Genomic DNA, 18,058 nt, shown 5'->3' on the forward strand with positions numbered 1-18,058 from the left:
CGACCCATCATGCGATGCGAACGATCGTCATGCCCTATTCTGTGCCCCGGCCATCCTGCCGGTAGCGTTAAGCGTCATCTTGCCCTTAATCAAGGGCATCAGAAAACCCTTAAGGTTCCCATACCGGCTTTTCCTGTTCTTCAGGAGGCAGATAGGTATCGGCTTTTTCACCGAGTCGCGCCATCAGCTGCATGAACTCACGCCTGGGGAGACGGATATCAAGCAGTGTGCGGCCTTGCTCATCGAAACGCTCTTCGCGCACGGCCCCCAGCTCATGCAGGCCGGCACGCAGTTTGCCCTGCTCAGGCGCCAGCGCAATGGAGGTATCCAGCACATCTTCAGCAAGGCATTCCGAGAGTGCCTGCTGCAAAAGGTCAAGCCCCAGCCCTTGCTGGGCCGACACCCACACCGACTGGGGACGTCCATCTCCATCACGTTCGATGCGGGGCGCACTGCCGAACAGATCGATCTTGTTCATCACCTTAAGACACGGCACCTCGTCGGCACCGATCTCTTCGAGCACCTCATCGACCTGCGCGACGTTGAGCTCGCGATCCGGGTCAGCGGCATCGATCACGTGCACCAGCAGGCTGGCCTCGGCGGCCTCCTGCAGCGTGGCGCGAAAGGCCTCGACCAGCTTGTGCGGCAGGTGGCGGATGAAGCCCACGGTATCGGCCAGCACCACCGGTCCCACGTCCTCGATTTCGAGACGGCGCAGGGTTGGATCAAGCGTCGCGAACAGCTGGTCGGCAGCGAAGACGCTAGCCTCAGTCACGCTATTGAACAGCGTCGACTTGCCCGCGTTGGTATAGCCCACCAGCGAAACGCTGGGAATCTCTGCCCGTGCTCTTGCTCGGCGATTTTGCTCGCGCTGAGAGCGCACCTTATCGAGACGCTTGTGAATCGACTTGATCCGACCTCGCAACAGGCGACGGTCGGTCTCGAGCTGGGTCTCGCCCGGGCCGCGCAGGCCGATGCCACCCTTCTGACGCTCGAGGTGGGTCCAGCCGCGTACCAGACGTGTGGACATGTACTCGAGCTGGGCCAATTCGACCTGCAGCTTACCCTCATGGGTGCGAGCGCGCTGGGCGAAGATATCGAGAATGAGCCCGGTACGGTCGAGCACCCGACACTTCAACGCCTGCTCGACATTGCGCTGCTGAGACGGGCTCAGGGCGTGGTTGAAGATCACAAGCTCGGCATGATGTATCTCGCGAAGCTCCTTGAGCTCCTCGAGTTTGCCACTGCCGATAAAGGTACGAGAATCGGGGCGGCTCCGGCTGCCCTGCATCAGGGTAGCCGGCTCGGCACCAGCAGAACGTACTAACTCGAGGAATTCCCCCGAGTCTTCGCGCTCCTTCTCATCCTGAAAGTCGACATGGACGAGGATCGCCGTTTCTCCGGCGTCGGGACGTTCAAAAAACAATCAGTACCTCGTAATCAGCTTTCCTCGGCCGCCGCAGGATCCTGGGCGGGCAGGCGCACGTTACGCGACGGCACGACCGTCGAGATAGCATGCTTGTATACCATCTGGCTGACAGTATTACGCAGCAGGATCACAAACTGATCGAAGGACTCGATCTGACCTTGCAGCTTGATACCGTTGACCAAGAAGATCGATACCGGAATGCGCTCCTTGCGCAGGATGTTCAGGTAAGGGTCTTGGAGGGACTGCCCCTTGGACATTTTGCTCTCCCTAATCTGTCTCTTTGATGTCGTTTTTATCGGCCTCGGCGCGGCATAGGCCACTCCTCGGCACGGATAGTGTGCGGCTCGAAAAGAACGAGCCAATCCAACCGTCTATCTTACGCTATGTCCCGCAGCGGCGCACGAGATTCAAGGCCTCCTCGAACGGTTCAGCAGCTTGGCTATCGATCCAATGCAGATCGGGCCAGCGGCGCAGCCACGTCAGTTGACGCTTGGCCAGCTGACGGGTCGCTATCACCCCGCGCTCGCGAAGTTCGTCCCGGCCATAGTGGCCATCGAGGTGCTCCCATGCCTGACGATAGCCGACACTCTTCATCGAGGGCAGCCCCGGATGCAGATCCGGCCGCTCGCGCAGGGCAGCGACCTCAGCGAGGAAATCGCCGGCCAGCATGGCATCGAAGCGCTCGGCGATGCGCGCGTGCAGCAAGCCACGATCAGTGGGGGACACGGCCATGGACAGCGTACGATAGGGAAAGGTTTCACGCTGCTGCTCACGCCAGAGCTCACTCATCGCCCGTCCACTGATACGCTGCACCTCAAGTGCTCGCATCAGTCGTTGGGGGTCGTTGGCATGAATGCGCGCCGCCGACTCGGGATCGACGTCGGCAAGCGCCTCATGCACCGCGCCAAGCCCGCCCTCGGCGGCCAATGCCTCGATATCGGCGCGCACCACCGGGTCACTGCTCGGCAGGTTGGCGACTCCCTCGATGAGGTGCTTGAAATACATCATGGTGCCGCCCACCAGCAACGGGACCCCGCCGGCCTCGCTGATGCTCGCCATTTCTCGCAGCGCGTCCTGGCGAAAATCCTCCGCCGAGTAAGGGTCGGCAGGATCACGAATATCGATCAGTCGATGCGGGGCTCTGGCAAGCTCCTGGGAACTGGGCTTGGCGGTCCCGATATCCATGCCACGATAGACCATCGCTGAATCGACGCTGATCAGCTCACAACCGAGACGCTCATGCAGCGCCATCGCCAGGTCGGTCTTGCCCGCCGCCGTCGGCCCCATCAGCAGAATCGCCAGCGGGCGATCATCAGCCTCGCCGGCCGTTGTCATTGCGCTCATCATTGCCCCCGCAGGAAACGCTTGTCGAGCTCATGCATCGACATCTCGAACCAGGTCGGGCGGCCATGATTGCATTGTCCGCTGCGCTCGGTGCGCTCCATGTCACGCAACAGGGCATTCATCTCGGCGATCGACAGCCGCCGATTGGCACGCACGCTACCGTGGCAGGCCATGGTCGAGAGCAACTCATTGATATGAGCCTCGAGACGATCCGAACGGCCATAGCGCTCGAGATCACCGAGCATGTCACGAATTAACGGTTCGACATCGGCATCGGCAAGCAGGGTCGGCACCTGGCGTACCAGCAGCGTTTCCGGGCCAGCCACGTCGAGCTCGACGCCCAGACGGGTAAAGGCGTCGCGCTCTGACTCGGCGGTGGCTACCTCGCCGGGACTCGCTGCCAGAGATACCGGCACCAACAGCGGCTGAGCCTCCAGCGCGTCGCCGTGCACCTGGGTTTTCATGCGTTCGTAGGTGATTCGCTCGTGGGCGGCATGCATATCAACCACCACCATGCCGCGCTCGGTCTGGGCGAGAATATACACGCCATGTAATTGAGCAACGGCATAGCCCATGGGCGGTGCCTGAGTGGCATCATCTTCGGGCATCGGCGTTGCGGGCGCGCGGGCGGCTTTCGCTTCTTCGCGCTCGGCCAGTGCCGTACCGGCGGCCACGCCGCCGGGCGGCGTCACCTGGGGCGTCAGCAGGGTTTCTTCATGATCGGGGTGCAGGGCATGGTACCCCGCCATGAACTCGCGAACCTTATTGGCACCGGGATGGCGCTCGTCGCTTGACGGGCGCAGCGCCATCGGCTGCTGCTGCCAGCGCCCCGACTCGCCAGCATGATCAGATGAAGGACCAGCCGAACCAGGTGACACCACACCGTTGTGATCGACGCCCTGCTCGCCAGATGCACCCCCCGCTTCGCTCTCTTGACCAGGAGCATCGCTATTGGGCCGCACCTCGCCCAACGCCCGGTGCAGGCTCGAGAAGAGGAAGTCATGCACCAGGCGCCCATCGCGGAAGCGCACCTCGTGCTTGGTGGGATGCACGTTGACATCGACCACCGAGGGGTCGAGTTCCAAATAGAGCACGAACACCGGGTGGCGACCGTGGAAAAGCACGTCACGATAGGCCTGACGTACCGCGTGGGCCACCAGGCGGTCGCGCACCACGCGGCCATTGACGAAAAAATACTGTTGATCGGCCTGAGCACGGGAATGCGTCGGCAGCCCTACCCAACCCCACAGCCGGAGCCCGCTGGCTTCAATATCCAGGTGCAGGGCGTTGTCCAGAAACGTGCTGCCGAGCAACGCGCCAATGCGACGCTCACGCGAGGCGCCATCATCACCCGGGCGCAGCTGGTGCAAGGTCTTCTGGTTATGGCGCAGGGTCCAGCCAATGTCGAAGCGCGACAGCGCCAGACGCCGGAAGGCTTCCTCGACGTGACCGAACTCGGTCTTCTCGGTGCGCAGGAACTTGCGCCGTGCCGGGGTATTGAAGAACAGGTCGCGCACGATCACCGAGGTCCCTCTGGGATGCGGCGCAGGCGTGACACGGGGTTCCATGCGGCGCCCCTCGGCCACCACTCGCCAGCCCTCACGGGGGTCGTCGGTGACGTTCGAGGTCAGCTCAAGCCGCGAGACCGCACTGACAGAGGCCAGTGCCTCGCCCCGAAAGCCAAGGCTTGCCACCCCCTCGAGGTCATCGAGAGAGGTAATCTTGCTGGTCGCGTGGCGCGCCAGCGCCAGCGGCAGGTCGTCCTCGTTAATGCCCGACCCATCGTCCCGCACCTTGATCAGCCGGGCACCCCCGGCCTCGAGTTCAAGCTCGATGCGCTGGCTGCCCGCGTCGATGGCGTTCTCGACCAGCTCCTTGATCACCGAGGCGGGGCGCTCGACTACCTCACCGGCGGAGATTTGGTTGGCCAGGCGCGGATCGAGCACCTGGATGGCATGCCTATCTGTCATAGCATCTCTGATCTGTCTGAAACGGGGGTGAGGCACCAGACACCGGCCCTCGGGCCGGTGTAATCGCCGATATCGGGCGCCGGATGGCCTGGTCAATCGCGGTGCCGTCGCCCGCGAGGCTCAGCTACGCGGAATGCGCAGCACTTGGCCCACCCGGATGTTATCCCCGTTAATCTCGTTAGCCTGTTTGAGCATGGCCAGCGGCACCTGATGGCGGGCGGCGATCTCGGACAGCGTGTCACCGGGCTGAATGCGGTACTCGTTACTGGCCTGGCCGCGTCCCTGATCGCGCTGCCAGGCCAGAAGGCTGCCCGGCGGCGGATTGCGAGTGAAGTGCGCCTCAATACCCGAGAAAATAGCCTGCGCCAATCCGCGCTGGTGCGATGGATCTTTCAGGCGCCGCTCTTCCTGAGGGTTCGAGATGAAACCTGTCTCGATCAGCAGCGAGGGGATGTCTGGCGACTTCAATACCACGAAGCCCGCCTGCTCGACCCTTGGCTTGTGCAACGGGTTGACCCGCTTGAGCCGATCGAGCACCTGCCCGCCAATGGCCAGCGAATCATTGAGGGTCGCCGTCATGGTCAAATCAAGCAGTACCCCGCGCAGCACCTCGTCCTTGTCACGCAACGACAGGTTGCCGTCCACGCCGCCGATCAAGTCGGCACGGTTCTCGCTATTGGCGAGCCACTTGGCGGTTTCCGAGGTGGCGCCACGCTGGGACAGGGCAAATACCGAGCTACCCTTGGGCCGGGAACTGGTGAAGGCATCGGCATGGATCGAGACGAAGAAATCGGATTTCTGCTCCCGGGCGATGCGCGTGCGTTCACGCAGGCCGACATAATAATCGCCATCACGGATCAGCACCGCTCGAAAGCCCGGTTCTGCGTCGATGATGCGCTTCAATGAGCGGGCAATGTCGAGCACGACATCCTTCTCACGAGTACCGTTACTGCCCATAGCCCCAGGATCCTCACCCCCATGACCGGCATCCACGGCAACGATAATGTCGCGCTTGGGATGCGGTGCCGCCTTGGCCTGCCCGGTTGGCGCCGCCGGCTGAGCGTCATCTTGCTGAGCGCGAATCATATCTTCGATCGGGTCTTCGACCGCGCTCTCGCCTGGATATTCGAGATCCACCACCAGGCGGTGGCCATACTGATCGTTGGGACTCAGCGAGAAATGACGTGGCTCGACACGCCGGCCAAGGTCCAGCACCACGCGCAGGTCGTTGCCGCTGCGCACGCCCGTCCGCACCGAGGTGATGGCACTGCCCTCAAGATTCAGCGCCTCGCTCTCGGTCTTGAGCGTGCTGTCCTTGAGATCGATCACCAGCCGGTCAGGGTTATCCAGGGTAAAGACATCGGCATCGACCGAGGATGACAGGTCAAACACCAGGCGCGCATGATCGGGCGCCGCCCACAGCCGCATATTATCCACATCGGCCGCCATGGTAGGCCCTGAAAGCATGCCACAAAGCGTTGCCAGCAGCAGAACCGAAGGTGTTAGGCCGCGACGCATAAGGCCTGAAATGGTAGCGATCACATTCATGGTGTCGTCGAAAAGTCCCTGTTGACGGCCCAGTTGGCAAGCTGCGTAAGCACCAGCCGTCCCCAATCCGTGTTGGCTTCAAGCCAGGCGCTACGCCCCGTATCCTGCACCTCAAGCTTGACGTTCAGATCCGGTGTCGGCAGCCAGCCAGCACCGCGGCTCGGCCACTCGATCAGACTTAGCTGATCATCGCCCAGCAGGTCACGGGCGCCCATGAACTCAAGCTCTTCTGGATCGCCAAGCCGGTAAAGGTCAAAGTGCTGGATATGGACGTCACCAAGCTCATAAGGTTCGACCAGCGTATAAGTCGGGCTCTTGACCGCCCCTTCATGCCCGTAGGCGCGCAGCACCCCCCGGGTCAACGTCGTCTTGCCGGCGCCCAGTTCACCTTCCAGATGGACCTGCCCGCGTCCCTTGAGGGCGAGGCCCAGGGCCTTGCCGAAGGCAACCTGTGTCTGTTCATCCGGAAGTATCACGTACATCATCGTTCCTGCCATTGATCAATCGTCGCGCATAGGATGCCAGATCACCGGCCAGCAAACCACGCTCCCCGGCCTTTGCCACGGCCTGATCCGCGGCCTTGCCGTGCAGCGCCACACCAAACCGTGCCGCTTCCGGCAAGCCGAGCCCTTGGGCGATCAATGCGCCCAGCATACCGGACAGCACATCACCCATTCCGCCGCTTGCCATACCAGGGTTGCCGAAGGGACAGACCGCGAGCCCCTGAGCATCGGCGACCAGGCTACCGACCCCCTTGAGCACCACGACCCCGCCGTAGCGATCCACCAGAGAACGCGCCGCTGCCGGGCGATCGGCCCCAATCGCCTCACCGCTGCTACCCAGCAGCCTCGCCGCCTCACCAGGGTGAGGGGTCAGCAGCCAGTCATCGCGCCTGAGTTCAGGCCAGTGACTGGCCAAAAGGTTCAAGGCATCGGCATCCACCACCAGCGGCTTTCCGGCACCCAGCGCCGCCTGCAACATGGATTGTCCCCAGGCGCCGAGCCCCAGCCCCGGCCCCACCACCAACACCGTGGCAGCGTTTAGCAGCGAGCCCAGGTCATTGGCGTTGCGCGCGCCATGCACCATGACTTCCGGGCAGCGCGTCAGGCTCGCCGTGACATGCTCGGGAGCGGTGGCGAGGCTGACCTTGCCGGCGCCGAGTCGCGCCGCGGCTTGGCTTGCCAGCAGCGCCGCCCCACCGAAGCCCGGCGCGCCGCCGATCACCAGCACATGACCGAATACCCCCTTGTGGCTATCCCGGTCGCGAGGCGGCAACGCCGTCTCTGCACCGAGCCGCCATGCCGCCGGCTCAAGATCCTCATGGTCGAGCGGCTCGACGCCCAGCGACTCGAGCTGTACCCCGCCGCAGCACGCAGGGCCGGCACCGGTATGCAGGCCAAACTTGTCGGCAATGAAGGTAACCGTAAGACTTGCCCGCACCGCCGCCCCCAGCACAGCGCCGGTGTCGGCCGAGAGGCCCGAGGGAATATCCACCGCGAGCACCGGAGCAGTACTTTCATTGATCGCCTCGATTGCCGCATCGAAGGGCGAGCGGACCTCACCGGCAAGGCCGGTACCGAGCAGCGCATCGACAATCAACTCGCCGTCAAGCGAGTCCTCGGCCGTCCAGGTGCTCATGCTGACACCCGCCTCGAGGGCCATCGTCGCCGCTCGGCCGGCATCGCCCTTGAGCGAAGCGGGATCGCGCAGGCTATAGAGCTGCACGTCGAGCCCATCCAGGGCCGCCAGGGCGGCAATCACATAGCCATCGCCGGCATTGTTACCCGCCCCGCAGAGCACACTGAGTCGCCTGACCGCCGGCCAACGCTCCCGCAGGCGGCGGTATGCCGCGGCCGCTGCACGCTGCATCAGCGCAAAGCCTTCGATGCCCGCCGCGATGGTGCGCTGATCCAGCTCACCTACCTGGGCAGCCCGGTAGAGCGGGCGTCCTGCCTCGTTGTGCATGGTTGGCTCCTCATATGACGACACCAAGAGACTAGTGTAGGGTGTGGGCGCTCGCCGCCCGACTGGCGACGTCAAGCCGCCACTTCAGCCGCCATCCACGCCGTGACTCCTTTCGCATGTCGACTTCCGCCTCCGCTAACCACGAGCTTTCCGACCCAGACCTGCAGGCACTGGCCGCGCGGATCAAGGCCTGGGGCCGTGAACTTGGCTTTCAGGAACTTGGTATCACCGACACGGACCTCGCCACCCACGAGCGCTATCTCGAGCGCTGGCTTGAAGCCGGCCATCACGGCGAGATGGGTTTCATGGCCAAGCACGGCACCAAACGCACCCGCCCGGAAGAGCTGGTGCCCGGCACGCTGCGCGTGATCAGCGTGCGCATGGACTACCTGCCACCCGAGGTCGAGACCACCAAGGTGCTGGGCCAGCCCTATACCGCCTATGTGTCACGTTATGCGCTGGGGCGGGACTATCACAAGCTGATCAGAAAACGCCTAGCCAACCTCGCCAAGCGCATCGAGGACGAGGTCGGGGCCTTCGGTTACCGAGCCTTTGTCGACTCCGCCCCGGTGATGGAGCGAGCCCTGGCGCAGAAGGCCGGGCTTGGCTGGTTCGGCAAGAACGCCATGCTGCTCAACCCCCAGGCAGGCTCGCTGTTTTTCCTGGGCGAGCTCTACACCGATCTGCCGTTGCCGGTGGATGCGCCTTTCGAGTCTGAGCACTGTGGCAAATGCTCATCATGTCGCACCGCCTGCCCGACCGGCGCCATCGTCGAGGACAAGGTCGTCGACTCGCGGCGCTGCATTTCCTACTTGACCATCGAGCTACACGGCTCCATTCCCGAGCAGTACCGGGAGGCGATGGGCAACCGCGTCTACGGCTGTGATGATTGCCAGCTCGTCTGCCCCTTTACCCGCTTCACAAAGGTCAGCGAAGAGGATGACTTCTCGCCTCGCCACGACCTTGATCGCATCGAGCTGAAAAAGCTCTTTGCGTGGAGCGAAGAGGAGTTTCTGGACAAGACCGCCGGCAGCGCGATTCGCCGCATCGGCTACGAGCGCTGGCTACGCAACCTGGCGGTGGGGCTCGGCAACGCCCCCTGGAGCGAATCCGTGGAAGCCGCCCTCAAGGCGCGGCTGGCTTACCCCTCGGACCTGGTACGCGAGCATGTGCGCTGGGCGCTTGAACGTCAGTCCCACAAGCGCGCGCAGCGCATCCTCTAGATACTGATGGCTTACTCTTCCTCGTCACGCGCCTGATTCGGCGGCTGCAGGAGGGTGTTGCGGTAATGGGCCAGCTCGGCCACGGACTCACGGATGTCGTCGAGCGCCTGGTGAGTGCCTTTCTTCTCGAAGCCGACGAGTGCCCCCGGATTCCAGCGCTTGGCCAGCTCCTTGAGGGTCGAGGGGTCGATATTGCGATAGTGGAAGAAAGCCAGCAGTGCCGGCATCTCACGCTCCAGGAAACGACGGTCCTGATGCACGCTGTTACCGCACATCGGCGAACTCCCCGGTGTCACATGGGCTGCCAGGAATTCAAGCGTCTGGCGCTCGGCCTCGGCGGTATCGATGGGGCTCTTCTTGACCCGCTCGATCAGCCCCGAGGCGCCATGCGTCTTCTGATTCCAGTCATCCATGCCGTTCAGCAGGGCATCGGATTGATGAACGGCAAGCGCCGGGCCTTCAGCGACCAGATTCAGTTCGCTGTCGGTGATCAAGGTCGCGATCTCGATGATGCGCTCGCGGTTCGGATCCAGTCCGGTCATCTCCAGATCGATCCAGATCAAGAGGTCATTGCGTGGCGCACCTTGCTCATCGGCCATGGTGGGGTGTCTCCTGGGTGGGTACAATATACGCCATTGTACAGACCCTTGGGCCCGCATGAGCAAACGCAAATTGACCCGCCAGCAGCGCTGGCGCATCGAGAAGATTCAGGCCGAGCGCACCAAGCGTGCGAGCCGCAACGACGTCGATGACAACGCCGCCCTCGGCGCAGGCGAATACGGGCCGGAGCGCGAGGGCCGCGTGATCGCTCACTTCGGCCGCAGCCTTGCCGTCGCCGCCAGCGAAGACGGCGCCCAATACCGCTGCCACCTGCGCGCCAACCTCGAGAGCCTGGTCACCGGCGACCGGGTGGTCTGGCGCCTGGGGGAAGAAGGCAGCGGCGTCGTGGTCGCCCGGGGGGAGCGCGGCAACGTCCTCGAACGCCCCGATGCCCGTGGTCAACTCAAACCAGTGGCGGCCAACATCGACCAGATCCTGATCGTCTTCGCCGTCGAGCCTGCCCCCCATGCCAACCTGATCGATCGCTACCTGGTGGCCGCCGAGGCCACCGGTATCGCCCCGGTGCTGGTGCTCAACAAGATCGACCTGCTGCCCGACGATGGCGGTGAGCTCAAGGTGCTGCTCGATCGCTATGCGGCGCTGGGGTATCCGGTCGTCGAGGCCACCATCCAACGCCCGGATGGACTGGAAGCCCTGCATGCGCGCCTGACCGACAGCACCTCGGTGTTCGTCGGCCAGAGTGGCGTCGGCAAGTCCTCGCTCATCGACCGCCTGTTACCCGATGAAGCGCTGCGCATCGGTGCGCTATCCGAGGACTCCCGCAAGGGCACCCACACCACCACCACCGCGCGCCTCTACCGGCTGCCCTCGGCCGATGGCGGCGAGCTGATCGACTCCCCCGGCATTCGCGAGTTCGGCCTGGGCCACCTGACCGAGGACGAGGTCACCCAGGGCTTTATCGAGTTCCGCGACCACCTCGGCCATTGCCGCTTCCGCGACTGTCGCCATCGCCATGAGCCCGGCTGTGCCCTGCTGGCCGCCGTGGAGCGCGGCGAGATCGATCCGCGGCGCTTCGACAGCTACCGTCGCATCCTCGAAAGCCTCAACAATCCAAGTCGCTAAACGCCAAAGTGGCGCAGCATTAGAAACGGCCCAGCCGGCTGTGCCATGATCTTGGCATTCTCTGATTCATTGTGAGGCGTGACCCATGAGCTCCGAAGATAACCTGCTACCGCTGATCATCGAACCCGAGCAACTCAAGGCTCGGCTTGGTCACCCGGATCTGCTGATCATTGATGTGCCGGCGAAAGCCGATAGCTACCTTGAAGGCCATGTACCAGGCGCGATCTTCCTCGACTTCAAGCACCTGCTACGTGGCAACAGCGACGTGCCTAACGACACACCCAGTGTCGAGCAGCTCTCCGCGCTATTTTCTTCACTGGGGCTAGAGCGCGACACCCATGTGGTGGCCTACGACGACGAGGGCGGCGGCTGGGCCGGGCGTCTGCTCTGGACCCTGGAATTGATTGGCCACACGCGCTATTCCTACCTCAACGGCGGCATTCACGCCTGGCGCCAGGAAGGGCTCGCCACCGAGACTCTCCCCCATGAGCCTGTCCTCAGCCACTATGAGGCCGAGATCCTGCATCCCGAGGTGAGTATTGACGCCGAAGGCATCCAGGCGCGTCTGGGCGACAGAAACTTTGCCGTCTGGGACGCGCGCTCACAGGCCGAATACGACGGCGAAAAAGGCGAGAACAAGCACCTTGGCCACATTCCCAGCGCCGTTAATATGGACTGGCTGGATGTGATGGATCGCGACAATGCCCTGCGGCTGCGCGACTATGCCGAATTGATCACCGAACTCGAAGCCCTGGGGCTGACGCCTGACATGGACATCGTCACCCACTGCCAGAGCCACCACCGCAGCGGCCTGACCTGGCTCGCCGGCAAGGCTCTGGGCTTTGACACTATTCGCGCCTACCCCGGCTCCTGGAAGGACTGGGGGAATCGTGACGATACCCCGATCGAGCGCTAAGCGAAGCTAATGCTAGGCGGAGCCGATCGACACCCCTTGAGCACTGGTCGAATCATGATCGATGCCCCACCGAACACCAACGGATGCCCTACTACGTGACCCGCGACAAGCTGTTTGCCCTGATCCAGTACCCCCTGCCCCATCACCTTATCTCCCGGGTGGTGGGCTGGCTTGCCGAGACGCGCCTGGGGTGGTTGAAGAACGCCCTGATCCGCGCCTTCATCAAGCGCTTCAAGGTCGACATGGACGAGGCCGCCGAGCCGGACCCGACCGCCTATCCCTGCTTCAACGACTTCTTCACCCGCGCCCTGCGCAAGGGCGCCCGCCCCATCGCCGAGGGCCTGGCATCGCCCGCCGATGGCGCCCTGTCGCAGTTCGGACGCATCCATCACGGCACCCTGATCCAGGCCAAGAGCCAGGCCTATTCACTGACCAGCCTCCTTGGCGGCGACATGCATCGAGCCGCGCCCTTCCGTCAGGGCAGCTTCGCCACCGTCTACCTGTCGCCCAGCAACTATCACCGGGTGCACATGCCGCTGACCGGCACACTCAAAGAGATGGTCTACGTGCCGGGGCGCATCTTCTCGGTCAACCAGGCCACTGCCGATCATGTGCCGGCCCTCTTCGCCCGCAACGAACGGCTGGTGTGCATCTTCGACACCGAGGAAGGCCCGCTAGCCATGGTGCTGGTAGGCGCGATGATCGTCGCCGCCATCGAGACAGTGTGGGCCGGCCAGATCACCCCACTGAGCAATCGGGTGCAATCCATTCGCTTCGACGAGCCGATCACCCTGGAGAAAGGCGCCGAGATGGGACGCTTCAAGCTCGGTTCGACGGTCGTGATGTGCTTCGGCCACGAGGTCGACTTCGATAGTGCCAGCCTGAATGCCGGCGTACTCATGGGCTCGCGACTCGGCGAGATTCCACGCCATACGGACCAGACCGCCTAAGCCCCGCCATGGCAAAATAAGCCCTGACATGGCAAAAAAACGCCCCACCGACTGGCATCATCGCGTCGGTGGGGCGTTTTCATCGTTGGCTGACAAGAGCGGCTTAACTAGACGCCTAGTGCCCTGCTTGCCGCCATTCGTCAATTTCCGCAGCCGTGGGTGCCTGAGCATCCGGGTGCCCGAACTGCTCTACCAGGTAGGCCATCAGACTCGCCGCCTCATCATTGCTGATGTCCTGATCCAGCGCTGGCATCAAGAGCTCACCGTCGTTGGTCTCGCGGTGGATACCGTGCAACACCACCTGGGTCAGGTTACCCAGATGCGTGCTGCCCATCACGCTGTTATTGATCAGCGGCGGATAGTGCCCATCCTGAGAGCCCTGCCCCGAAGCCCCATGACAACTCGCGCAGGCCCCCAGATACAGCCGTGCACCCTGATCTTGCGCCGCGTCCTCGGTAAGATCGATACCACGTAGCCTGGCGACATCATCGGCCGGCTGCCCCTGTTCGAAGCGGCTCGGCCCAGCCTCGCTGACCGCCGGCACCGACTTCAGATAGGTCGCGATGGCCTTGAGATCCTCGCGCTTCAGGAAACGCAGGCTGTGCCCGATGGCCTCACCCATCGGCCCCGCCGCCTGCGCCTTGCCAGGCACGCTACCGGTCTCCAGGTAAGTGATCAGCTGCTCGTCGCTCCAGCCCCCGACCCCGTGGTCCTCATCACCGGTAATGTTGAAGGCGTACCAGCCATCCAGCTCGGCGCCAGCGAGATAGTCCTCATCCCCGGCCGCATAGCCCTTCTCCTGGAAGGCGATACCGCGCGGGGTATGGCAGGTGCCGCAGTGGCCAAGCCCCTCGACCAGATAGGCGCCACGATTCCACTCATCGCTCTTCGAGGCATCCGGCTGATAGCCGACCTCGTCGGGGGCGAACATCCAGGCCCAGACATTCAGTGGCCAACGCATGCTCATCGGCCACGGGATGTCGCTATCACGATTTTCTTTGACCACCGGCTCGACGCCATGCTGGAAATAGGCATAAAGCGCCTCGATATCCGCGTCATTCAGGGTCGAAAAAGACGGATAAGGCATGGCCGGATACAGCTGATGCCCGTCCTTTGCCTCGCCGTTGCGCAAGGCGTTGGCGAAGTCCTCGACGGTATATTGGCCGATGCCGGTCTCTTTATCCGGCGTGATATTAGTCGTGTAGATGGTGCCGACCGGGGTCGACATCGGTAGGCCACCGGCGAAGGGCTCACCCTCTGGCGCAGTATGACAGGCCGTACAATCCCCCGCCCGGGCGAGATACTCGCCCTTGTCGATCAGCGCCTGATCGGTTGGCTGCTGGGCTACGGCGGGTGTGGCGAGCAGCGCCAGCGCCGACGGGAGAGCACTCCATGAAGCAAGACGCGTCATGTTACACCTCCCCTTGCAGACGGTCGGCGATGCGCAGGGCCAGCGCGGCGATGGTCAGGGTGCAGTTCACCGAGCCCACCGTCGGCATGGTACCGCTGCTGGCGATCGACAGGTTCGCGTGATCGTGGCAACGGCAGTCACCGTCGACCACCGAGTCGGCGGGATCCTCGCCCATCAGCACGGTGCCGCAGATGTGCTGGTTGTTCGAGTAGTCGTCGCGAAACTGCACATCGGTGCCGCCCATCAACTCGGCGATGCGGGCATACTGCTCGCGGGTATGCGCCGCGCTGCGCTTCACGTAATCATCGATGGCATAGTGGAATTCCGGCTTGGGAATCCCCAGCGCATCCTTCTCGCTGCTCGGCACAATGCGATTTTCGGGATGCGGCAGTAGCTCGTGAAAACTGTCGAACTGCACATAGCGCGAGGCCCGGTCGCGGATCTCCTGATCAAGTTCCGGCCCCAGGCGCAGGGTGTCCTCGGCGAGGATCTCGTTGGTCATCGGCGTCGTGCGCGAGATGTTCGACATATGCAGTTTCTTGGCCGCGAAGTCACTGCGGAAATCGCCATCGCGCCAGCTGACGATCGAGGTCATTTCCTGAGGGCCACGGCCCGCCCATAGCTTCTCGTTGGCGAAGAAACGTACCCCGGTGCCCGGGTGGTCCATCAGGTTGCGGCCGACCATACCCGAAGAATTGCCGATGCCATCCGGATAGGCGGCACTGGTCGAGATCAGCATCAGCTTGGGAATCTCGATACCGTTGGCGGCCAGCACGAACTCGCTTCCTTCCACACGGTGCTCAGCGCCCTGCGGATCCTTGTAATGCACCGCCGTAATGCGGCCGTTATCGCCCGCCTCGATACGATGCACTACCGCCTGATCGATCAACTGGGCGCCGGCACGTTCGGCCTTTTCGACGTGGAAGATGCCGTTGTACATGGCCCCGATCGGGCAGATAGGCATGCAATTATTGTTGCCACAGCAGGTCGGCCTGCCGTCGTAGGGTCGGCTATTACGCGCTACCGGCTCGGTGACCATGTTGAAGCCATTGCCGTTGAGTACCGCCGACACCCGCTGATCGTTGTAGGAAAGCGGCAGCGGTTCCATCGGATAGGGCGCGCTACGCGGTGAGCCCAGGTCGATATCGTTGGGCCCCCAAACGCCAAGCGCCTCCTCGGCCCGCTGGTAGTAGGGCTCCAGGGTGGCGTAGTCGATTGGCCAGTCACGCCCCACGCCATACAGGCTCTTGAGCTTCAGGTCGCTGGGCAGAAAGCGCCAAGCCGCCGCGGCCCAGTGCCAGGTCGTCCCGCCGACCGCGCGAATGTACTGAGCGTCGTAGGCCTGCTCACCCTTCTGCACCAGATAGCCGTTGTCGGGGCTCGCCATCGGATGGGGCGCATAGTCGCTGGACGGATATGGCGCCATGAAGTCCATCTTGTCGGGCTGGTTGCGAAAGCGCTCGACGATTTGCCAGCGCGGCATGCGCGGACCCGCCTCGAGCATGATCACCGACTTGCCGGCTTCGGCCATGCGGTGGGCGATCAGTGCCCCGGCCACGCCAGAGCCGATCACGACGACATCGGCAGATGCTGTTTCGGCCATGCTCAGGCTCCCTGCTTGGTGGTGGACGAGGCGGTCGTTGCGCTGGCGTTCAGGGCCGGGGATGGCGGCTCTTCGGCCCAGTAGCCGGGACGATTCGGGCAGTAACTGCGAATCACCAACACATCGGAGACGGCATCGAACATCAGCGACTGCTGGTAGGTGACCAGTTCGGCCTTCGGCATCTTGCCGACCACGCCCGTGTACCACGCCGACAGCAGACGATTGGCCACGCTGCGATGCGCCGTTGTCAGGCTGACCGTGTCGGCCTGGAAGGCCTCATCCAGGTAAACGAGATCGTCATCGAGTGTGACCCAGTGACGCGACAGCACCTCGAAGAGCCGTTTGCCCCGCTCTTCATCGAGACGGGCTCGCGTTGTCAGTTGGCGCGACAGACGCATGAAGCGTTCAAAGGGGGCATCAGCCCCATTCCCCTGCTGAGCCAGCGCCAGGCCCGGCATCAGGGGAATGGCGCCGACACCCAGAGAATGCTTGAGCAGGCTACGGCGACTCAGCGCGAGCCGGGGAGCACGGCCATCGGCCGAAGCGGGCGGCGTATGGCGAGACGAGGTCGTCATCTATCGTCCTTTATGCAGTGCGGGGGGAAATGCGCGCCGGGAAGGCACATGCGACTAAGGTATTAGTCGTTAGCATGCTATCAGAGCGTCCTGGGAACTTCCATTGCCCTGTACCGTGAGGCGCGTTTGCGGGGTGTGGTGTATGTGGTGAGATACGCGGGCGTGCCAAGTGCTTGTCCTGCACTTTTTAAAATAGTCGGGCAGGCGACAGCACGCTTTCCTTTCTGTTGTACATTGGCAGATCAGATGTCTACCCCGCCGCTGCCAATCATGTAGCTACCTACGGCGAGGTTTATGCAGCAAAAGCCGTGCATCGCAATGCACGGCTTTCACGCCCTATAAGTAGGCCATCAAGAATTACACACGTGCAGCATCGGTATCTGCCGGGCGGGACAGAAGCACATCCCGAAAAGAGAGATAGTAGGCCCCGTTGAAAATCAGGAAGAAAGCCGAGATCACCACGACTATCAGGGATACCATCAAAACCACAGATGTGGTGAGGGCTGCGCTGAACATGGAAATAAAAACCGCCAGACCATAGAGGGTCACAGCGTTAATGCCGAAGACGAGAAGTAACAAGAGGTTCTTGAAGGTGGCCTTAAAGCTATTCTTCAACGCGGAAAAAACCCCTTCGCCAGACACGATAATCTGCGGAACCGCGTAGTAGAGCAGCGCCGTAACGACAAGCAACCCTGCGACGAAAAAGATGACCAACAGGGACGACCCACCCATCATCGCCGCCATCATACGGCTATAAGAGTTGCCATAAGAACTACCATAAGAGCTCATGGCACTCATCATGGAGCCTCCCCCCAAGACCTTCACCAGCAGAAACATCACCAACGCAAAGGCCGAAAAGATCAACAGCATGCTCAAGAACAGTAGAAACATGCCCAGTATATTTCTTCCCTTAAATCCGCGGAAAACATCGCCGACTCGAGGCTTGTTCTCCGCCGCTCCATGAAAGACCGCCATCATGCCCGACTGCAGCAAGGCAGCCAGAAACAAGACCACTAACAAGACAAGGATCGTTCCAATGCCGAAATTGTGTGATTGAAGCGAACCAACACCAAACTGCGCTAAGATAGAGCCGACGATAACGATCAAGTAAGCAGGAATGATTGTCTTCCAATACGCTCGAACCAGCCGAAATGAATCGATGATCCAGCTTAAGGGCGGGCCAGATTTTATCTGACGCACCCTGATCGACGTTAACTCATACGAAAACGCTTCGGCCTGCTCGCTCATCCCTGAACTTCCTTTAATGTAATTCGAAAAGATCGCATATAGCCATGACTATGCGACCTGGGATCATATCAGAAAACCAGCCACCCTTGATCACGTCATCGCTTACCAGACTGTAGGAAATCAACCACACCATTAATAAAACGCTGAGAAGTTAGTGACTCCAATTAGAACGGACGCCGTAATAAAAACCATA

The 18,058-nt window shown here is 62.3% G+C and carries 16 protein-coding genes; 4 read left to right on the top strand and 12 right to left on the bottom strand.

The window, feature by feature from the left end; translation table 11 throughout:
* Window positions 1-109: 109 nt before the first annotated feature.
* The 7 genes from hflX to ETC27_RS00700 form a co-directional block, all read right to left on the bottom strand.
* The gene (hflX, locus tag ETC27_RS00670; protein ID WP_136253070.1) at window positions 110-1,426 is read right to left on the bottom strand and encodes a ribosome rescue GTPase HflX; all 1,317 of its coding nucleotides are present in this window, start codon (window positions 1,424-1,426) and stop codon (window positions 110-112) included.
* Between the two features lie 14 nt (window positions 1,427-1,440).
* A complete protein-coding gene (hfq, locus tag ETC27_RS00675) occupies window positions 1,441-1,686 on the bottom strand; it encodes an RNA chaperone Hfq (RefSeq protein WP_136253071.1) in 246 nt (81 codons plus the stop codon).
* A gap of 124 nt (window positions 1,687-1,810) precedes the next feature.
* Window positions 1,811-2,773: a tRNA (adenosine(37)-N6)-dimethylallyltransferase MiaA gene (miaA, locus tag ETC27_RS00680; RefSeq protein WP_240724742.1), complete on the bottom strand. Its 963-nt coding sequence runs from the start codon at window positions 2,771-2,773 to the stop codon at window positions 1,811-1,813.
* Window positions 2,773-4,743 carry a DNA mismatch repair endonuclease MutL gene (gene mutL, locus ETC27_RS00685; protein WP_136253072.1) on the bottom strand — a complete coding sequence of 657 codons (1,971 nt, stop codon included), beginning with the start codon at window positions 4,741-4,743 and terminating at the stop codon, window positions 2,773-2,775. The genes miaA and mutL overlap by 1 nt, the downstream gene beginning before the upstream one ends.
* Before the next feature lie 120 nt (window positions 4,744-4,863).
* Complete coding sequence (locus ETC27_RS00690; protein WP_136253073.1) at window positions 4,864-6,291, bottom strand: N-acetylmuramoyl-L-alanine amidase; 1,428 nt, start codon at window positions 6,289-6,291, stop codon at window positions 4,864-4,866.
* Window positions 6,288-6,773 (bottom strand): tRNA (adenosine(37)-N6)-threonylcarbamoyltransferase complex ATPase subunit type 1 TsaE, encoded by a 486-nt coding sequence (gene tsaE, locus ETC27_RS00695; protein ID WP_136253074.1) that lies wholly within the window; start codon window positions 6,771-6,773, stop codon window positions 6,288-6,290. The genes ETC27_RS00690 and tsaE overlap by 4 nt, the downstream gene beginning before the upstream one ends.
* Window positions 6,751-8,256, bottom strand: coding sequence for an NAD(P)H-hydrate dehydratase (locus ETC27_RS00700; RefSeq protein ID WP_136253075.1), 1,506 nt, complete (start codon window positions 8,254-8,256; stop codon window positions 6,751-6,753). The genes tsaE and ETC27_RS00700 overlap by 23 nt, the downstream gene beginning before the upstream one ends.
* Window positions 8,257-8,372: 116 nt before the next feature.
* Between ETC27_RS00700 and queG the strand changes: the two genes are divergently transcribed.
* Complete coding sequence (queG, locus tag ETC27_RS00705) at window positions 8,373-9,479, top strand: tRNA epoxyqueuosine(34) reductase QueG (RefSeq protein WP_136253076.1); 1,107 nt, start codon at window positions 8,373-8,375, stop codon at window positions 9,477-9,479.
* 11 nt (window positions 9,480-9,490) lie between these two features.
* On the opposite strand, the gene orn is transcribed toward queG, so the two are convergent.
* Window positions 9,491-10,078 (bottom strand): oligoribonuclease, encoded by a 588-nt coding sequence (gene orn / locus ETC27_RS00710; RefSeq protein WP_136253077.1) that lies wholly within the window; start codon window positions 10,076-10,078, stop codon window positions 9,491-9,493.
* A 58-nt stretch (window positions 10,079-10,136) separates the two neighbouring features.
* Here orn and rsgA point away from each other — a divergent pair, with 58 nt between their 5' ends.
* From rsgA to asd, 3 genes are all read left to right on the top strand, one after another.
* On the top strand, window positions 10,137-11,162 hold the full coding sequence (rsgA, locus tag ETC27_RS00715; RefSeq protein WP_136253078.1) for a small ribosomal subunit biogenesis GTPase RsgA: 1,026 nt from the start codon (window positions 10,137-10,139) through the stop codon (window positions 11,160-11,162).
* Window positions 11,163-11,247: 85 nt separating this feature from the next.
* Window positions 11,248-12,078, top strand: a complete 831-nt coding sequence (locus ETC27_RS00720) for a sulfurtransferase (protein ID WP_136253079.1) — start codon at window positions 11,248-11,250, stop codon at window positions 12,076-12,078.
* Between the two features lie 83 nt (window positions 12,079-12,161).
* Window positions 12,162-13,028: an archaetidylserine decarboxylase gene (gene asd, locus ETC27_RS00725; RefSeq protein ID WP_136253080.1), complete on the top strand. Its 867-nt coding sequence runs from the start codon at window positions 12,162-12,164 to the stop codon at window positions 13,026-13,028.
* Between the two features lie 115 nt (window positions 13,029-13,143).
* On the opposite strand, the gene ETC27_RS00730 is transcribed toward asd, so the two are convergent.
* The 4 genes from ETC27_RS00730 to ETC27_RS00745 form a co-directional block, all read right to left on the bottom strand.
* Window positions 13,144-14,439 (bottom strand): cytochrome c, encoded by a 1,296-nt coding sequence (locus ETC27_RS00730; RefSeq protein ID WP_136253081.1) that lies wholly within the window; start codon window positions 14,437-14,439, stop codon window positions 13,144-13,146.
* Window position 14,440: 1 nt separating this feature from the next.
* Window positions 14,441-16,042, bottom strand: a complete 1,602-nt coding sequence (locus tag ETC27_RS00735) for a GMC family oxidoreductase (protein WP_136253082.1) — start codon at window positions 16,040-16,042, stop codon at window positions 14,441-14,443.
* Between the two features lie 2 nt (window positions 16,043-16,044).
* Window positions 16,045-16,617 (bottom strand): sugar dehydrogenase complex small subunit, encoded by a 573-nt coding sequence (locus ETC27_RS00740; RefSeq protein ID WP_136253083.1) that lies wholly within the window; start codon window positions 16,615-16,617, stop codon window positions 16,045-16,047.
* 357 nt (window positions 16,618-16,974) lie between these two features.
* The gene (locus tag ETC27_RS00745) at window positions 16,975-17,865 is read right to left on the bottom strand and encodes a hypothetical protein (protein ID WP_136253084.1); all 891 of its coding nucleotides are present in this window, start codon (window positions 17,863-17,865) and stop codon (window positions 16,975-16,977) included.
* Between the last annotated feature and the right edge of the window lie 193 nt (window positions 17,866-18,058).

Source organism: Onishia niordana, assembly GCF_004798965.1.
Lineage (GTDB): Bacteria > Pseudomonadota > Gammaproteobacteria > Pseudomonadales > Halomonadaceae > Onishia > Onishia niordana.